The organism is Sphingopyxis sp. 22461, assembly GCF_052044915.1.
Taxonomy (GTDB): Bacteria; Pseudomonadota; Alphaproteobacteria; order Sphingomonadales; family Sphingomonadaceae; genus Sphingopyxis.
The window spans coordinates 140,964-166,934 of record NZ_JBQENY010000002.1; the positions used below are offsets into that span (position 1 = coordinate 140,964).

The following is a 25,971-nucleotide window of genomic DNA, read 5'->3' on the forward strand; positions in this document are numbered from 1 at the left end:
ACCGACAAGAGACACCATGGCCATTCTTTCCGACCGCTGGATTCGCGAAGCCGCCCAGACGCAGGGCATGATCGAACCGTTTGTCGAGGCGCAACGCCGCGACGGCTGTATCAGCTACGGCCTCTCCTCCTACGGTTATGACGCGCGCGTCGCGCCCGAGTTCAAGATCTTCACCAATATCGATTCGACCACCGTCGACCCCAAGGATTTCGATCCGAAGAATTTCGTCGACCGCGAAACCGACGTCTGCATCATTCCGCCGAACAGCTTTGCACTCGCGCGCACGGTCGAATATTTCCGCATCCCGCGCGATATCCTCGTCATCTGCCTCGGCAAGTCGACCTATGCGCGCTGCGGCATCATCGTGAACGTCACCCCGCTCGAGCCCGGCTGGGAAGGCCATGTGACGCTCGAATTTTCGAACACCACCCCCCTGCCCGCCAAAATCTACGCGAATGAAGGCGCGTGCCAGTTCCTCTTCCTGCAGGGCAATGAGCCGTGCGAGACGAGCTACGCCGACCGCGCGGGCAAATATATGGGGCAAAAGGGCGTCACGCTGCCCAAGCTATAAGCAGCGCTCCTTCACATTTCCGTCATCCCGGCGAAGGCCGGGATCTCGACCTATCGTTATAACGCACCGGCGGGATCCCGGCCTTCGCCGGGATGACGGAGAGAGCGGAGAAATGGGGCGTCGCGCTTGCTCTTCCGACGAAAATTGATAACGTTCCCATAAATCAAAACATGGGATGAGGTCATGAACTTCCGCACCGTCGCAATCGCGCTCGCCGCATCGCTTTCCTCGACCACCGCGCACGCCGAAGGCTTTCTGAAGGTCGAGGGCACCGAGATCGTCGACGGATCGGGCAAACCCGTCATCCTGCGCGGCATGGGACTCGGCGGCTGGATGCTGCAGGAAGGCTATATGCTGAAACTCGGCGAGGTCGGGCAGCAGCATAAAATCCGCGCGAAACTTGTCGAACTCGTCGGCGAAGAGCGCACCGCGGCCTTCTACCGCGCCTGGCTCGACAATCACACGACCGAGGCTGATATCGCCGCGATGGCGAAATGGGGCTTCAACTCGGTGCGGCTGCCGATCCATTTCGACCAGCTCACCCTGCCCGCCGACAAGGAACCCAAAGCCGGTGAGGACACGTGGCACGAGGAGGGTTTCCAGCGCATCGACCGCCTGCTCGCGTGGAGCAAGGCGAACAGCATCTACCTGATCCTCGATCTCCACGCCGCGCCCGGCGGTCAGGGCAACGACCTCGCCATCTCCGACCGCGACCCGACCAAGCCGTCGCTCTGGCAGAGCGAGGAAAACCAGCGGAAGACCGTGATGCTGTGGACCAAGCTCGCCGCGCGCTACAAGGATGAGCCGTGGATCGGCGCCTATGACCTGATCAACGAGCCCAATTGGAGCTTCGCGACCCCCGGCAAGGGCAACGGCTGCGACGAGACCGAAAACAAGGCGGTCTGGAGCCTGCAGCGGCGCATCTCCGCGGCGATCCGCAAGGTCGACAAGCGGCATATCGTGATCATCGAGGGCAATTGCTGGGGCAATAATTACAAGGGCCTGCCGCCCGCGTGGGACGCCAATATGATGCTGAGCTTCCACAAATATTGGAACCGCAACGACGAAGCGAGCATCGCCGAGATCAAGGCGCTGCGCACGAGCTATAACCGCCCGATCTGGCTCGGCGAGTCGGGCGAAAACAGCAATGGCTGGTATCGCGACGCTATCGCGCTCGTCGAGGGCGACGGCATCGGCTGGAATTTCTGGCCGCTCAAGAAAATCGGCTTCAACCAGCCGCTCGAGATCGTCGCGGGCGACGGCTGGATGAACATCGTAGCCTGGATGACCGGCAAGGGACCGAAACCCGAAGCCGATGCAGCCTTCGCCGCGATGATGCAGCTCGCCGAAAACACCCGCTTCGAGAAGAATATCCCGAAACCCGACGTCATCGACGCGATGTTCCGCCAGCCGCGCGATGCGAGTTCTCGGCCCTTCGCGAAGCGCACCTTGGGCGCAAAACCCCTCACCATCGCCGCCGCCGATTACGACCTCGGCCCGCCGGGCGTCGCCTATCACGACAGCGTCGACGCCAATTTTCATGTCGCGACCGGCGGCGAGCGGACGCCGTGGAACAATGGCACGACCTACCGCAACGACGGCGTCGACATCGCACGCGAGCCGGACGGCAAGCCCTATGTCAGCGACTTCGTGACGGGCGAATGGATGCGCTACAGCGCCGAGGTCGCGAAGGCGGGCCGCTGGACCGTCACCGCGCGCGTGCGCTCGGCCAAGGGCGGCCGCATCGGCATCGACGAGCGCGGCATCGCCATTCCCGCGGGCACCGCATGGCAGGCCGTCAAGCTCGCCGACGTCGACCTGCCCGCCGGGCCCGGCGCCGCCACCCTCCGCGCCATCGATTGCAGCGACTGCGAGGTCGCCGAACTGATCTTCACCCCGCGCTAGGCCGGAACCCATCGTCCTCCCAAGCGTCCTGTCTGCACAAGCGGACGGGGCGCGCTAGGGAAGGAATGCCCATGTCCATGATCGCCGTCTTCATCGGCCGCCTGTTCATTGCCTTGATTTTCATTGTGTCGGGGATCAACAAGCTGATCCATGTGTCCGACACCACCGCGATGATCGCGACCTCCGGCCTGCCCGGGGGGCTCGCCATCCCCGTCGGCCTCTTCGAACTGATCGCGGGCATCTGCATCGCGCTCGGTATCGCGGTGCGCCTCGTGTCGATCCTGCTCGCGGGTTTTGTTCTCGCCACGATCCTCTTCTTCCACCGCGAGTTCACCGACCCGGTGCAGGCGATGGCGGCGATGAAGAATCTGGCGATCGCCGGCGGCCTGCTCTGTCTCTTTGGCTATGGCCACACACGCTGGAGCTATGACGCGCTGCGCCAGCGCCGCCGCGACGAGTTGGCCACGCATCGGGCCGAGCAGCATGCGAGCGAAGCCGAACTGCGCGCCGCACGCGCCGAGGGCCGCGCCGAGGCGATCGGGACGCCCGTCGCGGTGGAAAAACGCCCCTTCTGGCGCCGCTAGACCTTCGCGCTTGGCAAGCTTCCCCGCCTGCGCTAGCCTCCACTTAACGTTTACGTAAAGGGAGAATGGCCATGGCGGGGACCCGCGAGTTCGACATCATCGTCTATGGCGCGACCGGCTTCACCGGGCGCCTCGTCGCCGAGTATCTTGCCGCCCATTATGCGGGCCGCAAGGACGCGCCGAAATGGGCGATGGCGGGGCGCAGCGCCGACAAGCTTGCCGAGGTCCGCGATCTGATCGGCGCGCCGCAGGACACCCCGCTCGTCGTCGCCGATGCGAGCGACCCCGCCAGCCTCGATGCCATGGCGGCGCGCGCCGAGGTTATCCTGACCACCGTCGGCCCGTACCAGCTTTACGGGAGCGAGCTCGTCGCCGCATGCGTCAAGGCGGGCACCGCCTACGCCGATCTTTGCGGCGAGCCCGGCTGGATGCGCGAGATGATCGACGAGCATGAAGCCGCGGCCAAGGCGTCGGGCGCGCGCATCACCTTCAGCTGCGGCTTCGATAGCATCCCGTTCGACCTCGGCGTCCATTTCCTGCAGGCCGAAGCGATCAAACGCCACGGCAAGCCCGCACCGCGCGTCAAGGGCCGCGTCCGCAAGATGGCGGGCGGCGCGTCGGGCGGCACGATCGCGAGCCTTACCGAAACGCTGAAGGCGATCGCGAAAAAGCCCTCGCTCGCACTGCTGCTCAAGTCGAGCTTTGCGCTGACCCCCGGTTTCGAAGGCCCGTCGCAGCCGACCGGGCTGATCCCCGAATATGACAGCGCGACGGGCACCTGGACCGCCCCCTTCGTGATGGCGCCGATCAACACCAAGAATGTCCACCGCACCAACTTCCTGCTCGGCCATAAGTGGGGCGAAGACCTTGTGTACGACGAGATGGTGATGACGACGATCGGCGACGCCGGAAAGGCGATGGCCGAAGCGATGGCGAAGGCGAATCCCTTTGGCGAGTCGACGCTCCAGCCCGGCGAAGGCCCGAGCAAGGAAGCGCGCGAGAACGGCTTTTACGACATCCTCTTCATCGGCGAATATCCCGACGGCACCACCGTGCGCGCGAGCGTTCAGGGCGACCGCGACCCGGGCTATGGCTCGACGTCGAAGATGCTCGCCGAAACGGGCATCGCGCTGCTTGCGAACAAAGGCAAAGGCGGCGTCTGGACCCCGGGCGCACTGCTCGGCGACGCGCTGATCGAACGGCTGACGGCCAACGCAGGCCTGACTTTCCAGATCGAGGAATAAGAGACCAATGACGACCTCTCCCAGCGCGCTCGACGCGCTGCTTTCGACGCTGCGCACCGAAGAGGGCGTGGCGAAGGCGCATATCGACGAAGGATGGATGCAGGGGCGCACCGCCTATGGCGGGATCAGCTCGGCGGTCGCGCTCGCGGGCACGATGGCGCTCCACCCGACCGACACGCCGCTGCGTTATGCGCAGATCAGCTTCGTCGGCCCCGTCGGCGGCGATTGCACCGTCGAAACGCGCGTGCTGCGCCAGTCGAAATCTTCGCTGTTCATCGACGCCGGCGTGTCGAGCGATCAGGGCTTCGGCACCGCTGCGGTCTTCGCCTTTTCAGGCGACCGCAAGAGCCACCTCGACCATGATCGCCTGTCGGTGCCCGACGCGCCCGACCCCGAGACGCTGGCGCCGGTGCCCAATCATCACGCGCGGCCGCCTTTCACGCGCCATTTCGACATGCGCCCGACCACCGGCCCGCGCTTCGGGTGGAAAAGCGATGTCGGCGAATATCTGACCTGGGTCCGTTTCGCCCAGGAGCCCGCATGCCATCCCGCGGTCGCGCTGCTCGCGATGGGCGACGCCCTGCCCCCCGCCGCGATGGCGCTGTTCAGCGAATTCGGGCCGATCAGCTCGATGAACTGGACGGTCAATATGCTAACCGGCGCGCCGGCCACCGACGACGGCTGGTGGCTGCTGTCGGCGAAGACCGGCTATGCGCGCCACGGCCTGTCGGTGCAGGACATGATGCTGTGGAACCGCGCCGGCGAACCGATCCTCAGCGGCAGTCAGGCGATCGCGATCTACGCTTGATCATTCGTCATCCCAGCGAAAGCTGGGATCTCGGGCGGCCCGCCCGGACGATAGAGATCCCAGCTTTCGCTGGGATGACGGTTAAACGGCCGGCAGCGTAATCACCGCATCGAGCCCGCCGTCGGCACGATTGCTCAGCGCCAGCGACCCGCCCTCGCCCTCGGCGATATCGCGTGCGATCGACAGCCCCAGCCCGGCGCCGCCGGTCGCGCGGTTGCGCGATTGCTCGCCGCGCGCAAAAGGCTCGATCAGCGTCTTGATCTGCTCGTCGGTCAGACCGGGACCGTCGTCCGATACGATAATCTGCGCCTGCCCGCCGTCGGTCACAACCGACAACCGCGCCCGCGAGCCATAGGCAATGGCATTGTCGGCAAGATTGCGCAGCGCGCGCTTGAGCAGCATCGGCCGCGCCAGCACGGCGGCGTCGGCAATATCGCCGATTTCGACATCCTTGCCGCGCTCCTGATAATCGGCGGCGAGTTCGCCGACCAATTCGCGCAGCGGGATACGCTCGCGCGCCTCGGTTCCCGCGCCCGACCGCGCCAGCGCCAAAATGTCGCTCAGCATCGCGGTCATTTCCTCGATGCTCGCGATCATCTTGTCGCGCAGCGTCTCGTCCTCGACCTGCTCGACGCGCACGCGCAGGCTGGCGAGCGGGGTGCGCAAATCGTGGCCGACGGCGCCAAGCATCCGGTCCTTGTCCGACAGCATCGTCGAAATACGGCCGCGATAGGCGTTGAACGCGCCGATCAGCTCGCGCACATCCGACGGCCCCTCTTCCTCGAGCGGCTCGGCATCGCGCAGCGCCGGATTGGCGCGCGCCGCGCGCGTCAGGTCGCGCAACGGCCGCGCCGCGCGCCACGCGATCAGCATGATCGGAACCAGCAGCAACAGATAGAGCGACAGCGTCTGCCAGACGAGGAAACCCTGCAGCCGATTGCCCCCCGCCGCGATCCGCGTGCGCACCGCAAAATAGCGCCCGTCGACCTTCGCGACGACGATGACGGCACGGTCGGGAAAGGCGGGCCGGCGCAGCCGCTGCCGTTCGCGCGGCGGGAGCGCCCACGCGTCGACCATCGCGGCAGGCACATTGGTCTCGCCGAGCAGGCCTTCGACATAAGCCGCAAGGTCGGGCACCCGGACGGCGCCGACGGGCATCGGCGGGAGATGATCGGAGATCACGAGTTTCTGCGCACGCTCGCGCGCCTCGTGCCGCTCGCGTTCGTTGCGGGGCGGCCTGAAGTCACCACGCCGGTCGCGCTCGATCGCATCGATGATCCGCGCGACGGCCATGCCGCCGCCGTGCGCCAGCGTCTGCTGCCGCATCCCGCGCGACAGCAGCACGAAATTGATCGCCTGCGCGACGAACAGCATCACCGCGACCGCAAAAACGAGCTGGCCGACAAGGCTTTTGGGCCACAACCGCAGTTTCACGCCGCCGGGCCCATCCGCTTGACCTCGCACGCCAGCGTATAGCCCCCGCCCCACACCGTCTTGACGATCTGCGGATGCGCGGCGTCGACCTCGATCTTCTTGCGCAGCCGGCTGACCAGATTGTCGATCGCGCGGTCGAAGATATCGGCCTCGCGCCCGCGCACCATGTCGAGCAGGCGGTCGCGGCTCATCACCTGCCGCGGATGGCGGACCAGCGCGTGGAGCAAATGATATTCGCCCGACGACAGCGCGACCTCATTGCCTTCGCCATCGACCAGCACGCGCTCGACTTCGCGCAGCACCCAGTCGCCAAAGGCATAATAGGTCCCGCCCGGATCGAGCGCGCGCCCGCCCTGCTGCGTCCGGCGCAGCACGGTGCGGATGCGCGCGACCAGCTCGCGGGGGTTGAAGGGTTTGACGACATAATCGTCGGCGCCGATCTCCAGCCCGATGATCCGCTCGGTATCCTCGGCGCGCGCGGTCAGCAGGATGACGGGAATGCTGCTCGTCTCGCGCAAATGGCGGGTCAGCGACAGGCCGTCCTCGCCGGGCATCATGATGTCGCTGACGACCAGATCGACGCCCTGCGCACGCAGCACCGATCGCGCCTCGGCGGCGCTCGCGACATCGGTCACCGCAAAGCCCTGCGCGGTCAGATATTCGCCCAGCGGCTCGCGGATCGACGGCTCGTCGTCGATCAGCAGGATGCGGGGCGTGTCGCTATCGGTCATCGGGTTTCCGTCAAAAGAAATGCTAGTTCGCCCACCGGCCGGGGGCGGCCGATGGGCGATAGCTGACAGGGACCGGCAACAAAGGCAATGCCGGGAGGGGAGGAAGGCCCTACGCTTTGCCGCCGGGCCCCTGCCAAATGCTTACTGGTTCGCGGGAGCAGCCGGAGCCGCACCGCGCTTGGCGCGCCATGCGCCGCGCTGGGCCTGGCGTTCCTCGGCGGTGACCTGACCATCCTTGTTCGCGTCGGCGGCGTCGAAGCGCGCCAGCGCGGCGGTCTGGAACTCGGCCTGACTGATCGCCTTGTCGCCATCGGTATCGGCCTTGCCCATCATCATACCGTGATGGCCACCGCGCTTGCCATGACCGCCACGCATGCCGTGGCGCTTGCCTTCGCCGGCTTCGCCGGATTCGGCACGCTTTTCACCGCGTTCGGCGCGCTTGGCGGCGCGATCGGCGCCATGCTTGTCCCATTCGGCCTTGCTGATGCTGCCATTGCCGTCGGCGTCGAGGCTGGCGAAGATTTTCGCCTGCCGCTCGGCACGCTGCGCGGTGCGGTCGGTAGCGTCGAGCTTGCCGTCCTTGTTCGCGTCCATTTTGGCGAACATCTGCGTGGCCCGGGCCTGCGCGTCGGCGCGCGTCTGCACGGCATTGCCGTCGGCGCCGGGCGCGGCGAGAACGGGCACGGCCACCAATGCGGCGGCGAGCGTAAAGAGCGAGATTTTCTTGTTCACGTAACGAACTCCTTCATGGGCCTTCCGGGAAAGAGCCGGAACCCGATGAAGCCGTTCTAGGCGCGGTTTGTCCCAGCGACGTGCCGGATCGACGGAAAATTGTCGCAAATTGTCGCAAAACCGGCGCGCCGTTCATTTCGCCGCAAGCGGCACCGGGAGCAGATAAGTCATCCCCTTTGTGAAGCCGCGCGGCGCCACCGACACATGGTCCTCGTCATTCAGCACGTCCGCCCGGATTTGCAGCCCCGGATAGGCGCGCCGTTTCAGCGTTTCGACCAGCGCATCGCTATCCCCAACCATATCCACGCGCTTGTTGAAGCGCGGATCGGCGGCGCGCGCCGCTTCATATTCGCCGGTATAGACATAGACTTTCGCCGGCATGTCGCGGTGTGCCGCCGCATAGGCCTTTTCCAGCGCGAACATATGCCGCTTGCCGTACCAAAGCGACGGGCTTCCCAGAATATAGCCGCTGAACATTTCGGGTTCGGTGAACAATATCTGTGTCCCCAGAAGGGCACCGTAGGAATGGCCGAGAAACAGCTTTTGCCGGGGATCGGTTCGATAGCGGCGCGCAACAAAAGGCAGAACCTGATCGCGCAAATAGGTCTGGTACGCCGCGCCCCCGCCGTGGACCGCGTCGGCCGGCGCGTCGCTCGGCCCTTCGGCGGTCGGGGTATAGTCACGCCGCCGGCTCCGCACCGGATCGTCGCCCTTGGCATAGGACAATCCGACCAGAATGAACTCCTGCACTTTCGGGCCCTCGACGTTCAATCGCCGCGCAATCTGCCGGACGACCGGAAAGGCATAGTCGGCGTCGGTGACGTAGAGCACCGGATAGGCGCGCTGTGGATCCTTTGCATAAGAAGACGGAAGGCTGACGAAGACCTGATAACCGCGGCCCGAAACCGGGTCAGGCACGTCCCAGACCTCGCTGCCCAGCAGGGCATAGGGCTTCCCCTGCCCTTCCTGAACGACCTGCGCCGCGGCTGTCTTGCCGTCGGCATGTCCTGTAGCTGCACCGCTACATCCCCCAAGCAGCGCCACGCCCAAGGCCGCCGCCCTATATCCCCTTGCCATCGCTGCCGAATCTCCACCGCCCATCCCTCACGGCCCGCCAATCCGCAATCAGCGACCGGCTGGCAATGGCACCGCGCGGCCGAACAGGTCGGCCGTTCATGCCGCGCGGCAGAGCGATAGAGCGTTGCAAGAGGGCAGCCCGAGCCGGTCCGGCCGCCCTCCCGCGAATATGACCCTATGGGCTTACGGGGGAATCGTCGTCCTTGTCGGCGACCAGGATGATCGCGCCAATGCCGACGAGCAGGCCGACAAGCCCGATGATCCAGCTCGAATTGCCTTCGAGTTCGTTTTCACCTCCGGCCGCCGAAGCTGCGCGGGACACGCCCGCCGCCGACGCCGCAACAGGCGCCGCGATCATCGATAACGCCGCAAAAGAGATTGCTGCCTTTTTGAGTATGCTCATGTCATTCTCCATCCACCCGGGGGTATCCCGACCGAAACTGACCAACGCACCTTCCGGGCGATGGATGCGTTTTAATGGCTGTTCATCGTGAAAGGCGGACGAGTCAGCCGATCGGCTGACGACGCAGCGGCCAAAAGTTTCGCAATTGCGTCAGCATGTTGCGCCGATAACGGCGCGCTCCTACGCTTGGCGAAACGAACAGGGGAGAATCGCATGACCGACATTGTGCCCGATCGACGGACCGTCCTCGCCGGGATTGGCGGCTTCGCCGTCGCCAGCGTCGCGGGGCCCGCCACCGCAAAAGAAAGCGGCGACGCCCGCCTCGACGCGCTGCTCTCCGCGCAATTCGAGCAAGGCCTGCGCGACGACCCGACCCGCGCCACGTCGCTCGGTATCGACACGGGCGTCCGCGCCGCCCTCCGCGCGCAATTCCCCGACTGGTCGCCCGCTGCGCGTGCCGCGCGAACGCGCCAGATCGACAGCGACCTTGCCGCCGTGCGCGCGATCAAGGGCGAGACGCTCGGCGATGCCGCGCGCATCGCGCATGACAGCGCCGAATTCGACCTCGTCACGCGCCAGCGGCTTGCCCGTTTCACCTATCATACGGGCGGCTTCGGCCACCGCCCCGGACCTTATGGCGTCACCCAGCTCGGCGGATTTTACACGGGGGTCAGCACCTTCCTCGACAGCCAGCACCCCGTGACGACTAAGGCCGACGCCGACGCCTATATGACGCGACTTCAAGCGATCCCGACGCTGCTCGACGCGGACACCGAAATCGTAAAGGCGAATGCCGCAATGGGCGTCGTCGCACCGCGCTTCATCCTCGACCAGGCGCTGCAACAACTCGCACGCCTCCGCGACGGCGACGTCGGCGGCAAAACGCTCGTCGCCTCGATCGCCAAACGCAGCGCCGCGCTGGGCCTTTCGGGATATGGCGAGAGCGCCGCGAAGGTTTTCGAGGGTCCAATCCGCGCCGCGCTCACCCGCCAGATCGACACGCTGACCGCGTTGCTCCCGCGTGCCGGCACCGACGCCGGGGTCGCGCGCCTTCCCGATGGCGCGGCCTATTACGCCGCGACGCTCGCACAGCATACGACGACCAGCCTCAGCGCCGCCGAAATCCATCGCATCGGCCGCGAGCAGGTCGCCGACCTGACATCGCGGATGGATGTGCTGCTGAAAGCGCAGGGCTATAAGGACGGCAGCATCCGCGACCGGCTGAACGCGCTCGGCAAGGCCGAGGGTCAGTTGTTCGCCAATGACGACACCGGCCGTGCCGAGATGCTCGCCTATCTCAACGGCCTGCTCGTCAAGATTCGCGGGCGCCTGCCCCGGGTGTTCAGCCGCATTCCCAAGGCCCCCTATGAAATCCGCCGCGTCCCACCCGAAATCGAGATCGGTGCGCCGGGCGGGTCGGCGCAGGCGGGAACCCCCGATGGCTCGCGCCCCGGCATCTTTTTCATCAACCTGCGCGATACCGCCGAATGGCCGCGCTACACCCTGCCGACCCTCGCCTATCACGAGGGCGCGCCGGGGCATCTGTTCGAGGGTGCGTTGAAATATGAAGACGCCGAACTGCCGCTCTATCGGCAGGCGGCGTCGGTCACCGCCTATGGCGAAGGCTGGGGCCTCTACGCCGAACAGGTCGCCGACGAACTCGGCATGTATGAAGACGATCCGCTCGGCAAGATCGGCTACCTCGCCTCTTACGCGTTTCGCGCGTCGCGTCTCGTCGTCGACACGGGCATCCATGCGATGGGGTGGAGCCGCGAACAGGCGATCGATTATATGACCCAGAATTCGTCGAACTCGCCGAGCGCATCGCGCACCGAGATCGACCGCTATATCGTCTATCCGGGACAGGCCTGCGCCTACAAGGTTGGGCAGATCGCGATCAGCCGCGTGCGCGACGAGGTATCGCGGCGGCGGGGCTATGACATCAAGCGTTTCCACGACGTGGTGCTGGGCGCCGGGCGCATCCCGCTCGCGGTGCTCGAACGCCGCGTTCACGCGGCATTTCCAGCCTAGAAACAGGTAAGCCCCGTCGCATTTCTGCGGCGGGGCTCCCTAGGTTCCGTCCGAAGACAGGAACCAGATTCTACCTTCTCTTTCGATCTAGTAGATGGGTGAAACGCCGCAGGCTCGATTTGGTTCCCGCGGCGCTCGATTTTTTTACGTGATCTTTCGCGCCGCGGCCGATCCGAGGATCAGGAACAGGACAACGAGCGCAAGGCCGACGAAGAACAGGATCTTGGCGATCCCCGCCGCGGTGCCTGCAACGCCGCCAAAGCCAAGCACCGCCGCGACCAGCGCGATCACTGCAAAGATCAAAGCCCATTTGAACATCGGACGTCTCCTTCGATTGCAGAGCAGGACACACGGCACCGGTTTCGAAAGCCCGCGAAACGGGTTTTCGAAAGACGAAACGGCCGGTGGCCGCGTATCAAGTCTCTGATTGATGTGTACGAAGGTGAAACGACGGATGCCGATGAAGGTTCCTGCCGCTCCCGCACCTTCCGACCGATAGGCTCTTGCCTATTCGGCCCGCGGTGCGTTTATGCGTGCAACGATCGAGGGAGTTTTCATGCACATAACGTCTTTGAACCGGCTGCTCGCGGCGGCCGCATTGGGCTGCTGCATTCCGGCGTCCGCCACCGCCCAGCAGGGCGAAACGCCGTCCACCGAGGGCACCGCCTATCTCAACAAGCAGATGGCGGCACTCGCCGAGCGTCACGGCGCCGACGGCTGGCGCGTGACGCCGAGCGGACTGCGCTGGCGCCGGATCGCGGGCGATGGCAGCGGCGCGCACCCCGGCCCGGCCGATAACGTCACCGTTCATTATGTCGGCACCTTTGCCGACGGCCGCGAATTCGACAGCTCGGTGCGGCGCGGCGAACCGACGAGCTTTCCATTGAATCGTGTCATCGACGGTTGGCAGGAAGGCGTGCAGTTGATGGGCGTCGGCGACAAGGTCGAATTCGCGATCCCCTGGCAGCTCGCCTATGGCCCCGTCGGCAAGGGTCCGATCCCCGGCGGCGCGACCTTGCTGTTCACGGTCGAGCTGCTCGGCGTCGAACCGGCCGGATAATCTTTCGGGGCGCCGGGGCGGGGCTGGACGTGCAGGCGCGGAAAGACCGCCTCGAGCGGCTTGGTGTCGGGCAGCACATAGACATATCCGCCCTTCTTCTGGAAAAGCGGGCGAACGCTCTTGTTGTAGAGCGCCAGCGGGACGTTGATGCATCCGAATGTAATGCGGTTGTCGTCGATGCCGGGCGACAACATCCGCTGGCGGCGGCGTTCCTTCTGGCTGCCCTTTGGGATCGGGTGGAGCGCCACCGACGTGGCATAATCGACCCAGAGCACCCTCTGCCGCCCCGCCGCCATCCCGAATTTCGCCAGGAAGCGCCCGGCGGGCGTGGTTCGCTCGGCGGGGCCAATCTCGGCAAGATCCTTCGATCCGATCCCGGGGGTGGCCTCGTCGCCGAGCGCAACGCCGATCAGGACCGGTGCCCGGCCGAGGAATTTCCCCTTCGCATCGAACAGGAACAGCGACGCCGCGGGCTTGTCGATGATGATGTACGGCAAGCCGGCGTTGTCGCCCGAGGCGGCAACCCAATCGGCGACCCGCGTCGCCGCCTCCGAACGAGTTGCGGCATCCGCAGCTTCGGCCTCGCTGGCCTGCGCCGCCGATCCTGCGGACACCGGAACGGTCAGCGCGAATCCCGCAAGCGCCACGAAGGTTTTGATCATAGGTCGATGCACTCAAATAGTGGGCGCCGTCGCCCGCGGGCGACGGCGCCGATAATCACGGTCGATCAGCTTTTGACGCCATATGGCGTCAATTGCGCGGCCGCTTCTGCTGCGCCTGCATGCGCTGTTCGATGCCGTCGACGCGGCCGCTCAGCTGATCGAGGCGCTGGCCATTATTCTGTGCCTGCCCCGATGCGGCCTGCGCTTCGGTCAATGCCTGCTTCGCGGTGGCGTCGGTCGCCTGCAATTGCGCTTCGAGCGCATCGACGCGCTGGCTCACAACGGCGACCTGCTCGCGCACGAAGCCTTTGGTCGCACAGCCGCCCAAACCCAGGGATCCGGCCAAAATAACCACCACCGGTGCCAGTTTTTTCAGAGACGGGGACATAGGAATTCTCCTGATCGTTAAAGCCCCCCACCCGGCCGGTCCAAGCCGAGCGACGCCGCGCAAACAACGCGATTCTGTCCGGCTGTGCATCGGTTCAGGCAGATGGATAACGCCGGCATGTTGCGGCGGGTTCCGGGGTCCGACCGGCGCGAACGGCGACCAGCCGAAGCCGGGATTTATCGCGTCATCGATGCAGGATTTTGGTGGAGCGGGTAGCGGGAATCGAACCCGCCTAGCTAGCTTGGAAGGCTAGAGCATTACCACTATGCTATACCCGCATTCCCAAGGTCGGCGGCGATTGCCATTTTGCCACCTTTGCGTCAAGCGGTTCGTCAAGCGCGCCATTGAGAACATCATGGCAACATGTTAAAGATGCGCCGTGCAAGACGGCGACGATCATGGCCCCGATAACGGCGCGGACACCCCCGTCCGCAAGATCATCCATGTCGATATGGATGCCTTTTACGCCTCGGTCGAACAGCGCGACGATCCCGCGCTGCGTGGGCTACCCGTCGCGGTTGGGGGTTCGTCGCGGCGCGGGGTCGTCGCCGCCGCCAGCTATGAAGCGCGCAAGTTCGGCGTCCGCTCGGCAATGCCCAGCATCACCGCAAAGCGCCAGTGCCCCGGCCTGATCTTCGTCCCGCCGCGCTTCGAGGTCTATCGCGACATCTCGCACCAGATTCGCGCAATTTTCCGCGACTATGCCGACGAGGTCGAACCGTTGTCGCTCGACGAAGCCTATCTCGACGTCAGCGCCGACAAGGCCGGGCTCGGCAGCGCGACCGCGGCGGCAAAGCTGATCCGCCAGCGCATCCGCGCCGAAACCGGCCTCACCGCCTCGGCCGGCGTCTCCTATAATAAATTCATCGCCAAGCTCGCCTCGGACCAGAACAAACCCGACGGCATCACGATCATCCCGCCCGGCAAGGGCGCCGCCTTCGTCCAGACGCTGTCGATCCGCCGCTTCCACGGCATCGGCCCGGTGACCGCGGCGAAGATGGAGGGGCTCGGCGTCTTTTCGGGCGCCGACCTCGCGGAAAAAGACCCGATGTGGCTCGCGACACATTTCGGCAACAGCGCCGAATGGCTCTATAATCTCGCGCGCGGGATCGATCATCGGCGCGTCAAGTCGAACCGGCCGCTGAAATCGCTCGGCGGCGAACGGACCTTCTTCAACGACCTGATCACCGACACCGAAATCCGCGAGGCGCTCGCGCATGTCTGCACCGTCGTTTGGGACCGCGCGGCGAAGAAGGGCGCGCGCGGCCGCACGGTGACGCTCAAGCTGCGCTACGCCGATTTCCGCACGATCACGCGGGCGAAGTCTGTCGCCGCGCCGATCCTCGACGGCAATTCGCTGCTCGCCGCGGGCGAAGCGATATTGGCGCCTCTGCTCCCCACCGAACAAGGAATCCGCCTGCTCGGCGTCACGCTGAGCAAGTTCGAAGGCGAGGAGGATGACGAGGAGGACGCCGCCGCCGCGACGACAATCGATCTTTTGAGTCTGCTCGGATAATAGTTACCACGCGCTCTCACCTTGATCCGGCCAAATTGGTTGGTGATCGCTTTGACAAGAGCAGATTTAGCCGGCTAGACCATATCCATTAGTGGAATGACTGTGGGGGCAGTTATGTGGCGCAAGCAAGGATCTAGATTCCATCGGCGGACAAACCAATATCCGCACCGGCGATGGTTGCTCGCCGCGATCGGCCCCATAATATTGTTTCCAGGCACGGCGTCCGCCGCAGCCCCTCTTCCGCCAGCGGCGGCCGACTTTTTCCAAGAAATGAAAAAGAAGCTTTGGCCGGATCAGAACGATGTGGCCATCCCTCGTAAAAAGAAGAGCATAAACGCAGGATATTACAGGCTTATCATTCACAAAAAGCCTTCGGTCGACGATATCCAGAATTGCAACAGCATCTTCGAGAAGCTTCCGGACTATAAGTTTCTGCACACACTGTTCGAGACGAAATACGAGGCCGGGATGGCCGCCATCTTGCCGCTCGGAAAATCCGAAGACGGTCAGGAAATGACCGCGGAGGTCAATCTTTTCCACTGGAAGCGATCGGGCAAGAAAGCATGCCGCTTCGAAATTTCCTATTTCGACCAAGCGAACGACCGATATGCCGGTCCCTGGATCGCTATCGATCACCGCACGCCGCAGGCAATCGCAGCCGAGATTAAATTTCGGCCCTGGGTGGTCGTTTCCGAAAATGAAGAGCGAAAGGCCGCCTTCTGGACGGGCATATCAGCCTTCGCCAACCTGCTCGGTCCGGTCGGCAATCTGTTCTTCGGCGACACGCAAAGCGATAAATACTCTATCCGCTCGCAAACCGAACTGAGCCTGTTCGGAAATAGCAAACCGGTTCTTACCGGCGCCACAGCGGCCGGGGACCCTTACACATTCTCGCGGCCGCTTGTGGTCAAGCCGGCTGATTCCGACATTGCGACCAGCTTCCTTCCCAAGAAATTTCCCTGGTCGTGGTCCGCGCCGGGCGGGAATGCGGCACCCCAATATGCCAGTTTCGAATTTAGCTTGGAATATCAAGGCAGCCTGCTGTCGGGCAACCGCGAATATCCAAATCTGTCGAACGCCGACGATCTTGCATCCATATTGGATGCCACGATTCCAGCGGGAATGAAGGAAGACGCCGGAAAAAGTTGGAAACAACTGGGCGGTGCATTCAAGAATCTGGCTGAGCAGAGCAATAACGCAGGGAACGCAGCGGGTTTCGACGCCGCATGCGCACCGGCATTCATCCAGTTGACAAACATGGGCGTCTCTTCGGACGATGCACGCATCATCCTGTTTGCCCATGCCCGCAATTCGGCGGTCGCCGCCGACATAGCCAACATCAAATGCCTGACGACCCGCGAAGCCATCGATACGCTCGAACGCTTTTCGATACCCTTCGACCTCTATCAGCCGATCAAGGACAAAGCCCCGCTGATGACAGCCGCGGGCGACAGCCAGCAGTTCGTGATCGGAGCGAATAAGACCGCCCTGCCGGCATATGTCGCCGGCGGCGTCACCATATATGACATGGACAATATTCTGAAGGCAAAGCTGGGTGACGCCGCTATCGGAAACAAGGGCACTGTCGCCACCCGTGCGCAATTTGCCGGTCTGATGAGCGGTATTCCCGCCCTGTCGGTGGCGCGCTGCCGGGCCGTGACGCTCGCCGGCGGGAACGCCGATTTTGCCTTTCCCGACACGCCCGCCGGCGATACTCCCGTCGACGGGGTCGCAGTCCACCTTGGCTTGATGAACGAGGGTCGTGTCATTGTGATCGCGCTTGGATTTGCCGGGCAACTGATTGCGCCGGGCCAAGCTAACCCGAAACCCGTGCTGAGCCATTTCTGGATCGGTCCGCCCGCCGAGGTCGGCGCCACCAATTGGGAGAAAATCCGTACCAAATTGGCGGCACTGAAAAATGGCGACGGCTGTGACCGCCCCAATTTCCAGACGATCGTCAATCCGCCGGTTCCGGTTCAGGTTCCGGCGAGTAATGCCGTGGTCGAAACGCCCGTGGCAACACCCGGCTGAATGGACGCCCGCTTCGATCCCGGCATCAATCGGCCGGAGCGAAGCGCCGTTCTTTGGTCGCCGTAAACCGGATCGACGGATGGCGCTGGGTCACATAGCCGACCTCCCACGCATCCTTCGCCATGAACACCGGCGCGCCGTCGCGGTCGGTGGCGCTCGCGCCGCGATGGTCGGCCTGGAACGCCTTCAACGCCGCGGCGTCGTCGCTCGCGATCCAGCGTGCGGTGTCCCACGGCGACTGCTCAAGCTTTGCCTCGACCTTATATTCGGCATCGAGGCGGCTGATCAGCACTTCGAGCTGCAATTGGCCGACGACGCCGACGATCATGTTCGACCCGATTTCGGGGTAGAAGACCTGGATGATCCCCTCCTCGGCCATGTCGTCGAGCGCTTTCCTCAGCTGCTTGGTCTTCGTCGGATCGACGAGCGCGACGCGGCGCAGCAGTTCGGGGGCGAAGTTCGGCAGTCCGGTGATCGTGATGTCGGTGCGCTCCGACAGCGTATCGCCGACGCGCAGCGTGCCATGGTTCGGAATGCCGATGATGTCGCCGGGGAACGCTTCCTCCGCCATCTCGCGGTCCTGCGCGAGGAACAGCATCGGGCGGCTGATCGCGATCGCCTTGCCCGTCCCGCCCTGCATCAGCCGCATCCCGCGTTCGAACTTGCCCGAGCACAGACGCATGAATGCGATGCGGTCGCGGTGCGCGGGGTTCATGTTCGCCTGCACCTTGAACACAAAGCCGGTCACCGCGTCATCGCCCGGCTGCACCGGCGCAGGCTCGGCGGGCTGCGGCTGCGGCCCCGGCGCGTGGTTCGCGAGCGCCGAAAGCAGGTCGATGACGCCGAATTCCTTGAGCGCCGATCCGAAATAGACCGGGGTCAGATCGCCAGCGCGGTAAGCGGCGGCGTCGAACGGCGCATAGCAGGCCGACGCCAGCTCGGTTTCTTCCTTGAGGTGCGCCAGCCCGCGCTCTGAAAGCTCCGCCGCGAGCGCGGGGTCGTCGAGCCCGGCGACCTTCGCGCGGTGGCCTTCGTACATGCGCGACGCATCGCCGCCCGGCCGCATGATCGCGGGATCGGCGAGGTCGTAGATCCCCTCGAACTGCCCGCCCATACCCGCGGGCCAGTTCATCGGGCAGACGTCGAGCGCGAGCCGGTCGGCGACCTCGTCGAGCAATTCGAACGGCGGCAGGCCCTCGCGATCGACCTTGTTGATGAAGGTGATGATCGGCACCGAACGCAAGCGGCACACTTCGAACAGCTTCAGCGTCTGCGGCTCGATGCCCTTCGCGGCGTCGATCACCATCACCGCGCTGTCGACGGCCGTGAGGGTGCGATAGGTATCCTCGCTGAAATCCTCGTGCCCCGGGGTGTCGAGCAGGTTGAAGACGAGCCCCGCATGTTCGAAGGTCATCACCGACGAGGTCACCGAAATCCCGCGCTGCTGTTCGATCTTCATCCAGTCGGAGCGAGCGCGCCGCGCCTGTCCGCGCGCCTTGACCTCGCCCGCGATATGGATCGCGCCGCCCGCGACGAGCAATTTCTCGGTCAGCGTCGTTTTACCGGCGTCAGGATGCGAGATGATGGCGAAGGTACGGCGGTCGGGGTGCTTCTGGGACATGGCGCGGGCGCCTAGCAGGTGGCGCGACATGTGGAAAGGGGCTGGCGTCGGCGCCCCGGCGGACGCATGATCGGTTCATGCGAACCCTGCTCCTCGCCGCCGCCCTGATCGCCGCCCCCGCCGTGGCGCAGGATTCACCCTGGGTGGGCGAATATAGCCTTGCCGAAGGACCCGACGTCGGCGGTGGGCTGCTGATCCGCAACGACGGCCGCTTCCAATATATGCTCGCCGCGGGCGCGCTCGACGAGCGGGCCGAGGGGCGCTGGGAAGCGCGCGGCGACATGGTCTGCCTCACCACCGACCCGAAACCCATACCGCCCACCATGGAGAAGGACGCGTTGATCGAGGTGGAGGGCGCCGTCCCCACCCTGCTCGTCACCTGGCCGGGCGGCAAGGGCGTCCCCGGCGTCGATTTCACGATCGGCTTCGATAGCGGCAACCCCGCCGAAGACTATACCCAGGTTTATGGCTGGACGATGCCCGAGGACGACAGGCGCATCCCGCGCTGGATCGAGGTGCGCGAACCGATCTACGGCATCACCGCGCCGCGCTTCATTCTCGCCGAAGCCGATGGCGGCAAGTTGCACGTCATCATCAAGCCCAACGATATCGGCGTCGTGAATTTCGAGGGCGCCTGCGCCGAAAAGACCGAACGCGGGCTCACCCTCCACCGCGCCGAGGGCGATATGCGGTTTCGGCGTCTGGGCGGCGAGTAGCTGTATCGCTCAAGTGACCGCTTTGGGGGTGGAGAGTTGCCGTTGCTCGATTTTCTTTCGTCATCCCGGACTTGATCCGGGATCCCGCTTTTTTGACGGACGGACTGGCTTCGACCTCAAGCGGGACCCCGGATCAAGTCCGGGGTGACGATGATTGATAGGACAGCTTCCGGTCGAAACCGGCCAACCCGACCTGAGCACCCTTCCCCCTTGCACTCGCCCGCCAAATGAGTCACATCTTTACGTGAACGTAAAGGTAAAGCACCCGCGAGAGGATAATTCCCCATGACCCTTCCGACCTTCGACACGATCAAGCTCGAACTCGCCGACCATGTCGCGACGATCACGCTCAACCGCCCCGACCGGCTGAATTCGATGCCGCCCGCGATGGCGGACGATATTCGCGAAGCGCTCGATCATCTGCCGGGCCTCGGCGCGCGCGCGTTGCTGATCACCGGCGAAGGCCGCGGTTTCTGTTCGGGCGCCGACCTGGCGGGCGATCGTTCGGGTGGCGGCGCGGTCAGCGGCGGGGCGCGGAGTCGTAATGCGCTGCGCGGTCATTATAATCCGATGCTGCTCGCACTCGCCAACCTCGACATCCCCGTCGTTGTCGCGGTCAACGGCCCCGCGGCGGGCGTCGGGTGCAGCTTCGCGCTGTCGGGCGACTTCACCATCGCGGGCAAGAGCGCCTATTTTCTGCAGGCCTTCGTCAACATCGGCCTCGTCCCCGACGGCGGCTCGTCGTGGTTGCTGCCGCGCCTCGTCGGCGTGCCGCGCGCGTTGCAGATGATGATGCTGGGCGAGAAGATTTCGGCCGACCAGGCGGCCGACTGGGGCATGATCTATAAATGCGTCGACGATGCCGAGTTGCTGACCGAGGCCAAGGCGCTGGCAACGCGCCTCGCCAACGGCCCAACGATCGCGCTCGGCACGATGCGCAAGATCCTGCGCGACGGTCTGACACAGGATTTCGCAACCACGCTCGACGCCGAAGCCAAGGGTCAGTTCATCGCCGGCGGCACCGCCGATGCGATGGAAGGCATCATGGCGTTCCAGCAGAAGCGCAAGACCGAGTTCAAGGGCAAGTAAGCAACCGTCGCCCCAGCGGAAGCTGGGGCCGCTATCGTTCATCCTGAACGCGAGCGATCCCGGCTTTCGCCGGGATGGCGACCCAAGCTACTCCGCCGCCTCCTCGACCATCACCTTCTTGTAGATGCTCGTGCGCGGATAGGAGCAGAGGCGCATCACCATCGGCTCGAAAAACTCGAGCGGTTCGCTGTCGTAATCGGGGTCGAACGCCGGCGCGTCATATTTCTCGCAGAATTCGGCGCAGGCGGCATAATGCGGGCTGTCGCGGAACTGGTCGCGCATGTCGCGGTCGAGCCCGAGATAGTGGAAGAAATAATGGCCCTGGAACACGCCATGATGCTGGACGATCCAGAGGTTCTCCTCTGAGAGGAAGGGCTTGAGGATCGCCGCCGCGACGTCGGGGTGGTTGAACGCACCGAGCGTGTCGCCAATGTCGTGGAGCAGCGCCATCACGACATATTCCTCATCACGCCCGTCGCGGTGCGCGCGCGTCGCGGTCTGCAGGCAATGTTCGAGCCGGTCGACCGGAAAGCCGCCATAATCGCCGCCGAGCAGCTTCAGATGGTCGAGGATGCGCTTGCCATTGTTCGGCGCGAACTCTTTCTGCTCGCGCGCGATAATGTCCCAATCTTCCTGCGTTCCGTCGATCATCGACCGGAATGTGGCGTGATCGTGCGTCATCTCGTTCATGGCAGCCTCTCCTATTTTGATGGAGAGACTATCCTATTCGTTGTTATTTGCAACGTTATAGGTCTTGACCTCGGCCTGCGTCAGGCAGCGCCGCGTCGACTTGTCGTCGGCGTTGGCGAGCGCTTTCTGCTGATACATGACCTCGGTCAGCAGCTTGCGCGACACCCCCATGCGGATCAGGAAATCATTGTCCTCGCTCGCCAGCAAGGCGGCATCCTGTTCGATGTCGCCGATCAGCTCCTTCGTCGCGTCGGTGCCCATCGCGACGCTCATGTCGATCGCGCTGCGGTCGCCGGTGCGCGTGAACATATGGACGATGAACAACCCGCCGGGATCGATCACGCGCGGCTGGCCGCCCATGAAGATGAAATTGCACGCGCTGAAACAGGCCCAGCCCGCCGGGATGCGTGTCGTGAGGCCAAAGTTCGAGCGAATGATCCGCCCCGCGGCATTGCCCGCGCGCGCGTCGCCGCCGGGCGAGCGCAGCCAGACTTCGCTGACGTCGGGATTGGCGGCAAGCGCGGCCTTCAGCCGGTCGGGCAGCCCCGCATCGATCCGCCCCTCGGCGAGCAGCACCTTGCCATTCTTCTTGGCGACGGGGGTCAGCTTCATCGTCGGGTTCGCCGACCAGTCGGGGGTCAGCGGACAGGTCGGGTTCGCGGGGTCGATCGCGGGTTTGGCGGCGCCGGTCAGGCACGCGATCAGGGCCGCCGCCGCCGCGACGCGAAACGCTTTACGCCGCGAGGACATAGCGCGCCTGGCCGGGGCCCTTGCACATCCGTTTCGACACGCGCGTTTCCTCACCCTCGACAATCACGATATCGGTGACGCTCATGCACTGCGAGCCGTCGGCTAGCTCATTCTTTGCCGCGATGGTCGACGATCCGCTGACATTCTGACGCGTCTCGCTCGTCCAGTTCGCGGTCGCGCCGACCTCTTCGCCGCGCGTCACCTCCTCGGTCGCCGCCGCCGCCTGCACCTGTTCGGCGGGATCGAGGCGGCAGGCGATGGCGTCGGTGAGCGTCCCGCTGACCTCCGAAATCGGAACATAGCTATAGACACCGGCCTTGCTCGCCGCGCTGCCGATCGCCTCGTTGAGCACACCGCCCAAAATGCTCCGGCCCGCACTGCTGCCCTTCTTGCCCTTGGGACAGCCGCCATTGCCCTCTTCGCTCGGTTTCGGCGCGGGCGTCGTCACCTTGCGAAGCAGGCTTCCGAACTGCGCCTGAGCCGGGGTGACGGCCAGCAAGCAGGCTGCCAACACCGCGGGAGTCGCGAATATTTTCCGCATCATTTGATCCACCTCCGCCGCGCCCGAAACCGGGCTATCCAGCGACCCTCTTATTGACGGTTCATGCCACCCGCTGTGATTTTCATCAACTCTGCAACTTATGTCATCCAGACAGGTTGAATTAAGGCTGAATATGTCACAGTAACCCCGCCATGCTCTCGCAAAAAACCCGCTATACGATCCGCGCGTTCCAGCACCTTGCCGACCATTGGGGCAAGGGGCAGGTGCAGCTTGCGGATATTGCGGAGGCGCAGAATATCCCGCCCAAATTCCTGACCGTGATCCTGTCCGAAATGGCGCGCGAAGGTCTGCTCATCTCGCAGCGCGGGCGCGACGGCGGCTACCAGCTCGCGCTGCCCCCGATCGACATCAGCTATGGCGATCTCGTCCGGCTGACGCGCGGCTCGCTCGCGCTCGTCCCGTGCGCCGCGCGCAACGCGCACGAACATTGCAAGAATTGCCTGCCCGAATCCGAATGCCGGCTGCGCAGCCTGATGTTGAAAGTCCGCGACGACACCGCGTCGATCCTCGACCGCATCACGCTCGCCGATCCGATCGCGCTGGAACCCGTGTTCGAGAAGGACGAAGCGGCCGAATAGCCACCGATCAGCTGCGCAACAAAAAAGGCCCGCTTTCGCGGGCCTTTTTTGTAATGGTGGAGCCTAGCGGGATCGAACCGCTGACCTCCTGCATGCCATGCAGGCGCTCTCCCAGCTGAGCTAAGGCCCCGTACCATTCTGGATCGCCCCGGCCAATATTCTTGGCTGCTGCGATCGGGAGGCCGCCTTTACCAGTGCAGGCGACCGATGCAAGGGGCCAAATGCATCATCCGATGCTTTTTTGGCCCCCCGCGAAAATTATCAGGTTTCGACGTCGTCGTCGTCCGCGGTCGCGACGCCCAGATCGTCGTCGCCGCCCAGGTCGACATCATTGTCGGGCGAATCGCTGTCCTCGTCGACATCGACGTCCAGATCCAGATCCTCGTCGACGCCTTCTTCCTTGACGACCTTGCCGGGCTTTTCGATCTGTTCGAACGGCATCGGCTGCTTCGACTTCAGCACCGATTCCGGAATCCAGTTGTAACCGCAATTGATGCAGTTGATCGGGTCGTCCTTGGTCAAATCATAGAATCGGGTTGCGCATTTCGGGCAGCTACGCTTCGTGCCCCATTCAGCCTTGATCATATATGCCTCGTAACCCTTTGGAACAGGATAAAAATATAGGAAGAGCGACGGAAGTTGAATAGCTATCCGTCAAATCGGCGTGCGCCTTGCCAGATTGCAAGGCCGCTGTCAAAAGCCGCACGCCATGACCGATCAAACCGCCACGCCGCGCAGCTTTTCCGCTTCCGTTCCGCTCAAAGGTAGGATCGCGATTCCGGGGGACAAGAGCATCTCGCACCGCTCGCTGATGCTCTCCGCGCTTGCTGTCGGGGAAAGCCGTGTCACCGGCCTGCTCGAAGGGCATGACGTGCTCGCCACCGCCGCCGCGATGCGCGCGATGGGCGCGACGATCGAACGCACGGACGACGGCGAATGGCGCATTCACGGCGTCGGCGTCGGCGGGCTGCTGCAGCCGCAGGGAGCGCTCGACATGGGCAACAGCGGCACCTCGACACGCCTGCTCATGGGCCTCGTCGCAAGCCACCCGATCACCACGACCTTCATCGGCGATGCCAGCCTGTCGGGCCGCCCGATGGGCCGCGTCATCGATCCGCTGTCGCAGATGGGCGCCGACATCAGCGCCTCGCCGGGGGGCCGCCTGCCGCTGATGGTGCGCGGCCTCGCGCCCGCCATCCCCCTCGCCTATCGCCTGCCGATGGCGTCGGCGCAGGTGAAGAGCGCGGTCCTGCTCGCAGGTCTCAACACGCCGGGTATTACCGAAGTGATCGAGCCCGTCCCGACCCGCGACCATAGCGAACGCATGCTCAAGGGTTTCGGTGCCGACCTGACCGTCGAATTGGGCGCCGACGGCACCCGCCATATTCGCATCCGCGGCGAGGCCGAGCTGAAGCCGCAGACGATCACCGTCCCCGGCGACCCTTCGTCGGCCGCCTTCTTCATCGTCGCCGCGCTCCTCGTTCCGGGGTCGGACGTCACCATCGCCAATGTCGGCCTCAATCCGACCCGCGCCGGTCTGGTCGAGGTGCTGCAACAGATGGGCGGCAGCATCGAGCTACTCGATGCGCGCGAGGTGGGCGGCGAACCCGTCGCCGACCTCCGCGTCCGCCACAGCGCGCTCAAGGGCATCGCCGTCGACCCCGCCATCGTGCCGAGCATGGTCGACGAGTTCCCGATCCTCTTCGTCGCCGCCGCGCTCGCCGAGGGCCGCACCGTCACGACCGGACTCGATGAGCTGCGCGTCAAGGAAAGCGACCGCATCGCGGTGATGGCCACCGGCCTCAAGGCGATCGGCGCCCGCGTCGAAGAAACCGAAGACGGCCTGATCATCGACGGCACCGGCGGCGACCCGCTTCCCGGCGGCGCGACGATCGCCGGCCACCTCGACCACCGCATCTGCATGAGCTTCGCCGTCGCCGGCCTCGTCGGCAAGGCGCCGGTGACGATCGACGACATCGCCCCCGTCGCGACCAGCTTCCCCAATTTCGAGGAACTGCTCGCAGGCTTGCAGCAATGATCATCGCGGTCGACGGGCCCACCGCGTCGGGCAAGGGCACGATCGCCAAGGGGCTGGCCGCGCATTTCGGCCTGCCCGTGCTCGACACCGGCCTGCTCTATCGCGCGGTCGGTTACCAGACGCAGCTCAATCATGGCGACGCCGACAATGCCGCCGACGCGCTTGCCGCGTGCCGCTTCCCGGGCAGCCTGCTGGACGATCCGGCTCTGCGTTATGAAACCACCGGCGGGCTCGCCAGCCGTGTGTCGATCCATCCCGCCGTGCGTCAGGCGCTGTTCCAGCGCCAGGTCGATTTCGCCAACCAGCCCGGCGGCGCGGTGCTCGACGGGCGCGACATCGGCACCGTCATCGCGCCGCACGCCGATGCCAAGCTGTTCGTCACCGCCAGCGCCGAGGAACGCGCACGCCGCCGTCATGCCGAGATGCTCGCGCGCGGCGTCGACGTCGGTTTCGATGCCGTGCTCGCCGACGTTCACGCCCGCGATGCGCGCGACACCGGCCGCGCCAACGCGCCGCTCCTCCGGGCGGAAGACGCCATGCTGCTCGACAACACGGGCATGGCCAAGGACGCCGCACTCGCCGCCGCGATCGCGTTCGTCGAAGAGCGCCGCAAGCGCCGCGCCTGACCGGCCTTTCGACCTTGCCTTGACAGGCTTTGCGGACTATATGCGCGCCGTCCGACGGGCTTTTTGGCAGGTCGAGGCATGGTCAAACCGCCGCTCGAAACCGAGCGTCGGGCGTGACGGGATG

27 protein-coding genes and 2 tRNA genes are annotated in these 25,971 nt (G+C 64.8%); 14 read left to right on the plus strand and 15 right to left on the minus strand.

The features are described 5' to 3' along the window. The first annotated feature begins 16 nt into the window (after positions 1–16). The 5 genes from dcd (at position 17) to ACTJI5_RS03195 (ending at position 5,112) form a co-directional block, all read left to right on the plus strand. Positions 17–571, plus strand: coding sequence for a dCTP deaminase (dcd, locus tag ACTJI5_RS03175; RefSeq protein WP_058536307.1), 555 nt, complete (start codon positions 17–19; stop codon positions 569–571). 183 nt (positions 572–754) lie between these two features. Beyond that, positions 755–2,476 (plus strand): cellulase family glycosylhydrolase, encoded by a 1,722-nt coding sequence (locus ACTJI5_RS03180; protein ID WP_440859389.1) that lies wholly within the window; start codon positions 755–757, stop codon positions 2,474–2,476. 71 nt (positions 2,477–2,547) lie between these two features. Beyond that, the gene (locus ACTJI5_RS03185) at positions 2,548–3,060 is read left to right on the plus strand and encodes a DoxX family protein (protein WP_058800991.1); all 513 of its coding nucleotides are present in this window, start codon (positions 2,548–2,550) and stop codon (positions 3,058–3,060) included. A gap of 71 nt (positions 3,061–3,131) precedes the next feature. Then, entirely contained in the window at positions 3,132–4,304 is a 1,173-nt protein-coding gene (locus tag ACTJI5_RS03190; protein WP_440859390.1) for a saccharopine dehydrogenase family protein, read from the plus strand. A 7-nt stretch (positions 4,305–4,311) separates the two neighbouring features. Continuing rightward, positions 4,312–5,112: an acyl-CoA thioesterase gene (locus ACTJI5_RS03195; RefSeq protein WP_440859391.1), complete on the plus strand. Its 801-nt coding sequence runs from the start codon at positions 4,312–4,314 to the stop codon at positions 5,110–5,112. 81 nt (positions 5,113–5,193) lie between these two features. On the opposite strand, the gene ACTJI5_RS03200 is transcribed toward ACTJI5_RS03195, so the two are convergent. The 5 genes from ACTJI5_RS03200 to ACTJI5_RS03220 form a co-directional block, all read right to left on the minus strand. Next, positions 5,194–6,546 (minus strand): ATP-binding protein, encoded by a 1,353-nt coding sequence (locus tag ACTJI5_RS03200; protein WP_440859392.1) that lies wholly within the window; start codon positions 6,544–6,546, stop codon positions 5,194–5,196. Beyond that, complete coding sequence (locus ACTJI5_RS03205; protein ID WP_056369508.1) at positions 6,543–7,277, minus strand: response regulator; 735 nt, start codon at positions 7,275–7,277, stop codon at positions 6,543–6,545. Before ACTJI5_RS03205 ends, ACTJI5_RS03200 begins: the two co-directional genes overlap by 4 nt. Positions 7,278–7,418: 141 nt before the next feature. Next, positions 7,419–8,009: an EF-hand domain-containing protein gene (locus ACTJI5_RS03210; RefSeq protein WP_440859393.1), complete on the minus strand. Its 591-nt coding sequence runs from the start codon at positions 8,007–8,009 to the stop codon at positions 7,419–7,421. Positions 8,010–8,141: 132 nt separating this feature from the next. Further along, positions 8,142–9,086 carry an alpha/beta hydrolase gene (locus ACTJI5_RS03215; RefSeq protein WP_440859394.1) on the minus strand — a complete coding sequence of 315 codons (945 nt, stop codon included), beginning with the start codon at positions 9,084–9,086 and terminating at the stop codon, positions 8,142–8,144. A 175-nt stretch (positions 9,087–9,261) separates the two neighbouring features. Continuing rightward, positions 9,262–9,489, minus strand: coding sequence for a hypothetical protein (locus ACTJI5_RS03220; protein ID WP_058536301.1), 228 nt, complete (start codon positions 9,487–9,489; stop codon positions 9,262–9,264). Positions 9,490–9,702: 213 nt separating this feature from the next. Here ACTJI5_RS03220 and ACTJI5_RS03225 point away from each other — a divergent pair, with 213 nt between their 5' ends. After that, positions 9,703–11,520: a DUF885 domain-containing protein gene (locus tag ACTJI5_RS03225; protein WP_440859395.1), complete on the plus strand. Its 1,818-nt coding sequence runs from the start codon at positions 9,703–9,705 to the stop codon at positions 11,518–11,520. Between the two features lie 144 nt (positions 11,521–11,664). On the opposite strand, the gene ACTJI5_RS03230 is transcribed toward ACTJI5_RS03225, so the two are convergent. Further along, on the minus strand, positions 11,665–11,838 hold the full coding sequence (locus tag ACTJI5_RS03230) for a DUF1328 domain-containing protein (protein ID WP_037514818.1): 174 nt from the start codon (positions 11,836–11,838) through the stop codon (positions 11,665–11,667). A 238-nt stretch (positions 11,839–12,076) separates the two neighbouring features. Here ACTJI5_RS03230 and ACTJI5_RS03235 point away from each other — a divergent pair, with 238 nt between their 5' ends. Further along, positions 12,077–12,580: an FKBP-type peptidyl-prolyl cis-trans isomerase gene (locus tag ACTJI5_RS03235; RefSeq protein WP_440859396.1), complete on the plus strand. Its 504-nt coding sequence runs from the start codon at positions 12,077–12,079 to the stop codon at positions 12,578–12,580. Here the strand turns inward: ACTJI5_RS03235 and ACTJI5_RS03240 are convergent. The 3 genes from ACTJI5_RS03240 to ACTJI5_RS03250 form a co-directional block, all read right to left on the minus strand. Then, positions 12,493–13,242: a hypothetical protein gene (locus tag ACTJI5_RS03240; RefSeq protein ID WP_440859397.1), complete on the minus strand. Its 750-nt coding sequence runs from the start codon at positions 13,240–13,242 to the stop codon at positions 12,493–12,495. The genes ACTJI5_RS03235 and ACTJI5_RS03240 overlap by 88 nt on opposite strands. 88 nt (positions 13,243–13,330) lie before the next feature. Continuing rightward, a complete protein-coding gene (locus tag ACTJI5_RS03245; protein ID WP_037514816.1) occupies positions 13,331–13,630 on the minus strand; it encodes a hypothetical protein in 300 nt (99 codons plus the stop codon). Positions 13,631–13,834: 204 nt separating this feature from the next. Next, positions 13,835–13,908, minus strand: a tRNA-Gly gene (locus ACTJI5_RS03250). Positions 13,909–14,009: 101 nt separating this feature from the next. Here ACTJI5_RS03250 and dinB point away from each other — a divergent pair. Beyond that, complete coding sequence (gene dinB / locus ACTJI5_RS03255; protein WP_440859398.1) at positions 14,010–15,146, plus strand: DNA polymerase IV; 1,137 nt, start codon at positions 14,010–14,012, stop codon at positions 15,144–15,146. A 177-nt stretch (positions 15,147–15,323) separates the two neighbouring features. Next, positions 15,324–17,177, plus strand: a complete 1,854-nt coding sequence (locus ACTJI5_RS03260) for a hypothetical protein (protein WP_440859399.1) — start codon at positions 15,324–15,326, stop codon at positions 17,175–17,177. Between the two features lie 25 nt (positions 17,178–17,202). On the opposite strand, the gene ACTJI5_RS03265 is transcribed toward ACTJI5_RS03260, so the two are convergent. Then, positions 17,203–18,798: a peptide chain release factor 3 gene (locus tag ACTJI5_RS03265; RefSeq protein WP_439511684.1), complete on the minus strand. Its 1,596-nt coding sequence runs from the start codon at positions 18,796–18,798 to the stop codon at positions 17,203–17,205. Between the two features lie 77 nt (positions 18,799–18,875). On the opposite strand from ACTJI5_RS03265, the gene ACTJI5_RS03270 reads away from it, so the two are divergent. Both ACTJI5_RS03270 and ACTJI5_RS03275 read left to right on the plus strand, forming a co-directional pair. Next, positions 18,876–19,514, plus strand: a complete 639-nt coding sequence (locus ACTJI5_RS03270; RefSeq protein WP_440859400.1) for a hypothetical protein — start codon at positions 18,876–18,878, stop codon at positions 19,512–19,514. Positions 19,515–19,799: 285 nt separating this feature from the next. After that, a complete protein-coding gene (locus tag ACTJI5_RS03275) occupies positions 19,800–20,603 on the plus strand; it encodes an enoyl-CoA hydratase-related protein (RefSeq protein WP_058536295.1) in 804 nt (267 codons plus the stop codon). 87 nt (positions 20,604–20,690) lie between these two features. Here ACTJI5_RS03275 and ACTJI5_RS03280 read toward each other — a convergent pair whose 3' ends face one another. The 3 genes from ACTJI5_RS03280 to ACTJI5_RS03290 are packed head-to-tail and all read right to left on the minus strand — an operon-like array spanning position 20,691 to position 22,584. Beyond that, positions 20,691–21,293 (minus strand): HD domain-containing protein, encoded by a 603-nt coding sequence (locus tag ACTJI5_RS03280; protein WP_324072260.1) that lies wholly within the window; start codon positions 21,291–21,293, stop codon positions 20,691–20,693. Between the two features lie 33 nt (positions 21,294–21,326). Beyond that, the gene (locus ACTJI5_RS03285) at positions 21,327–22,043 is read right to left on the minus strand and encodes a hypothetical protein (RefSeq protein WP_440859401.1); all 717 of its coding nucleotides are present in this window, start codon (positions 22,041–22,043) and stop codon (positions 21,327–21,329) included. Further along, positions 22,027–22,584: a hypothetical protein gene (locus ACTJI5_RS03290; protein WP_058536511.1), complete on the minus strand. Its 558-nt coding sequence runs from the start codon at positions 22,582–22,584 to the stop codon at positions 22,027–22,029. Before ACTJI5_RS03290 ends, ACTJI5_RS03285 begins: the two co-directional genes overlap by 17 nt. Positions 22,585–22,736: 152 nt before the next feature. Between ACTJI5_RS03290 and ACTJI5_RS03295 the strand changes: the two genes are divergently transcribed. Beyond that, positions 22,737–23,183 (plus strand): RrF2 family transcriptional regulator, encoded by a 447-nt coding sequence (locus ACTJI5_RS03295; RefSeq protein ID WP_056369487.1) that lies wholly within the window; start codon positions 22,737–22,739, stop codon positions 23,181–23,183. A gap of 54 nt (positions 23,184–23,237) precedes the next feature. Here ACTJI5_RS03295 and ACTJI5_RS03300 read toward each other — a convergent pair. Beyond that, positions 23,238–23,313, minus strand: a tRNA-Ala gene (locus ACTJI5_RS03300). A gap of 131 nt (positions 23,314–23,444) precedes the next feature. Beyond that, a complete protein-coding gene (locus tag ACTJI5_RS03305) occupies positions 23,445–23,768 on the minus strand; it encodes a TIGR02300 family protein (protein ID WP_056370418.1) in 324 nt (107 codons plus the stop codon). Between the two features lie 124 nt (positions 23,769–23,892). Between ACTJI5_RS03305 and aroA the strand changes: the two genes are divergently transcribed. Continuing rightward, on the plus strand, positions 23,893–25,221 hold the full coding sequence (gene aroA, locus ACTJI5_RS03310; RefSeq protein ID WP_440859402.1) for a 3-phosphoshikimate 1-carboxyvinyltransferase: 1,329 nt from the start codon (positions 23,893–23,895) through the stop codon (positions 25,219–25,221). Further along, the gene (locus ACTJI5_RS03315) at positions 25,218–25,847 is read left to right on the plus strand and encodes a (d)CMP kinase (protein ID WP_440859403.1); all 630 of its coding nucleotides are present in this window, start codon (positions 25,218–25,220) and stop codon (positions 25,845–25,847) included. Before aroA ends, ACTJI5_RS03315 begins: the two co-directional genes overlap by 4 nt. Positions 25,848–25,971 lie beyond the last annotated feature (124 nt).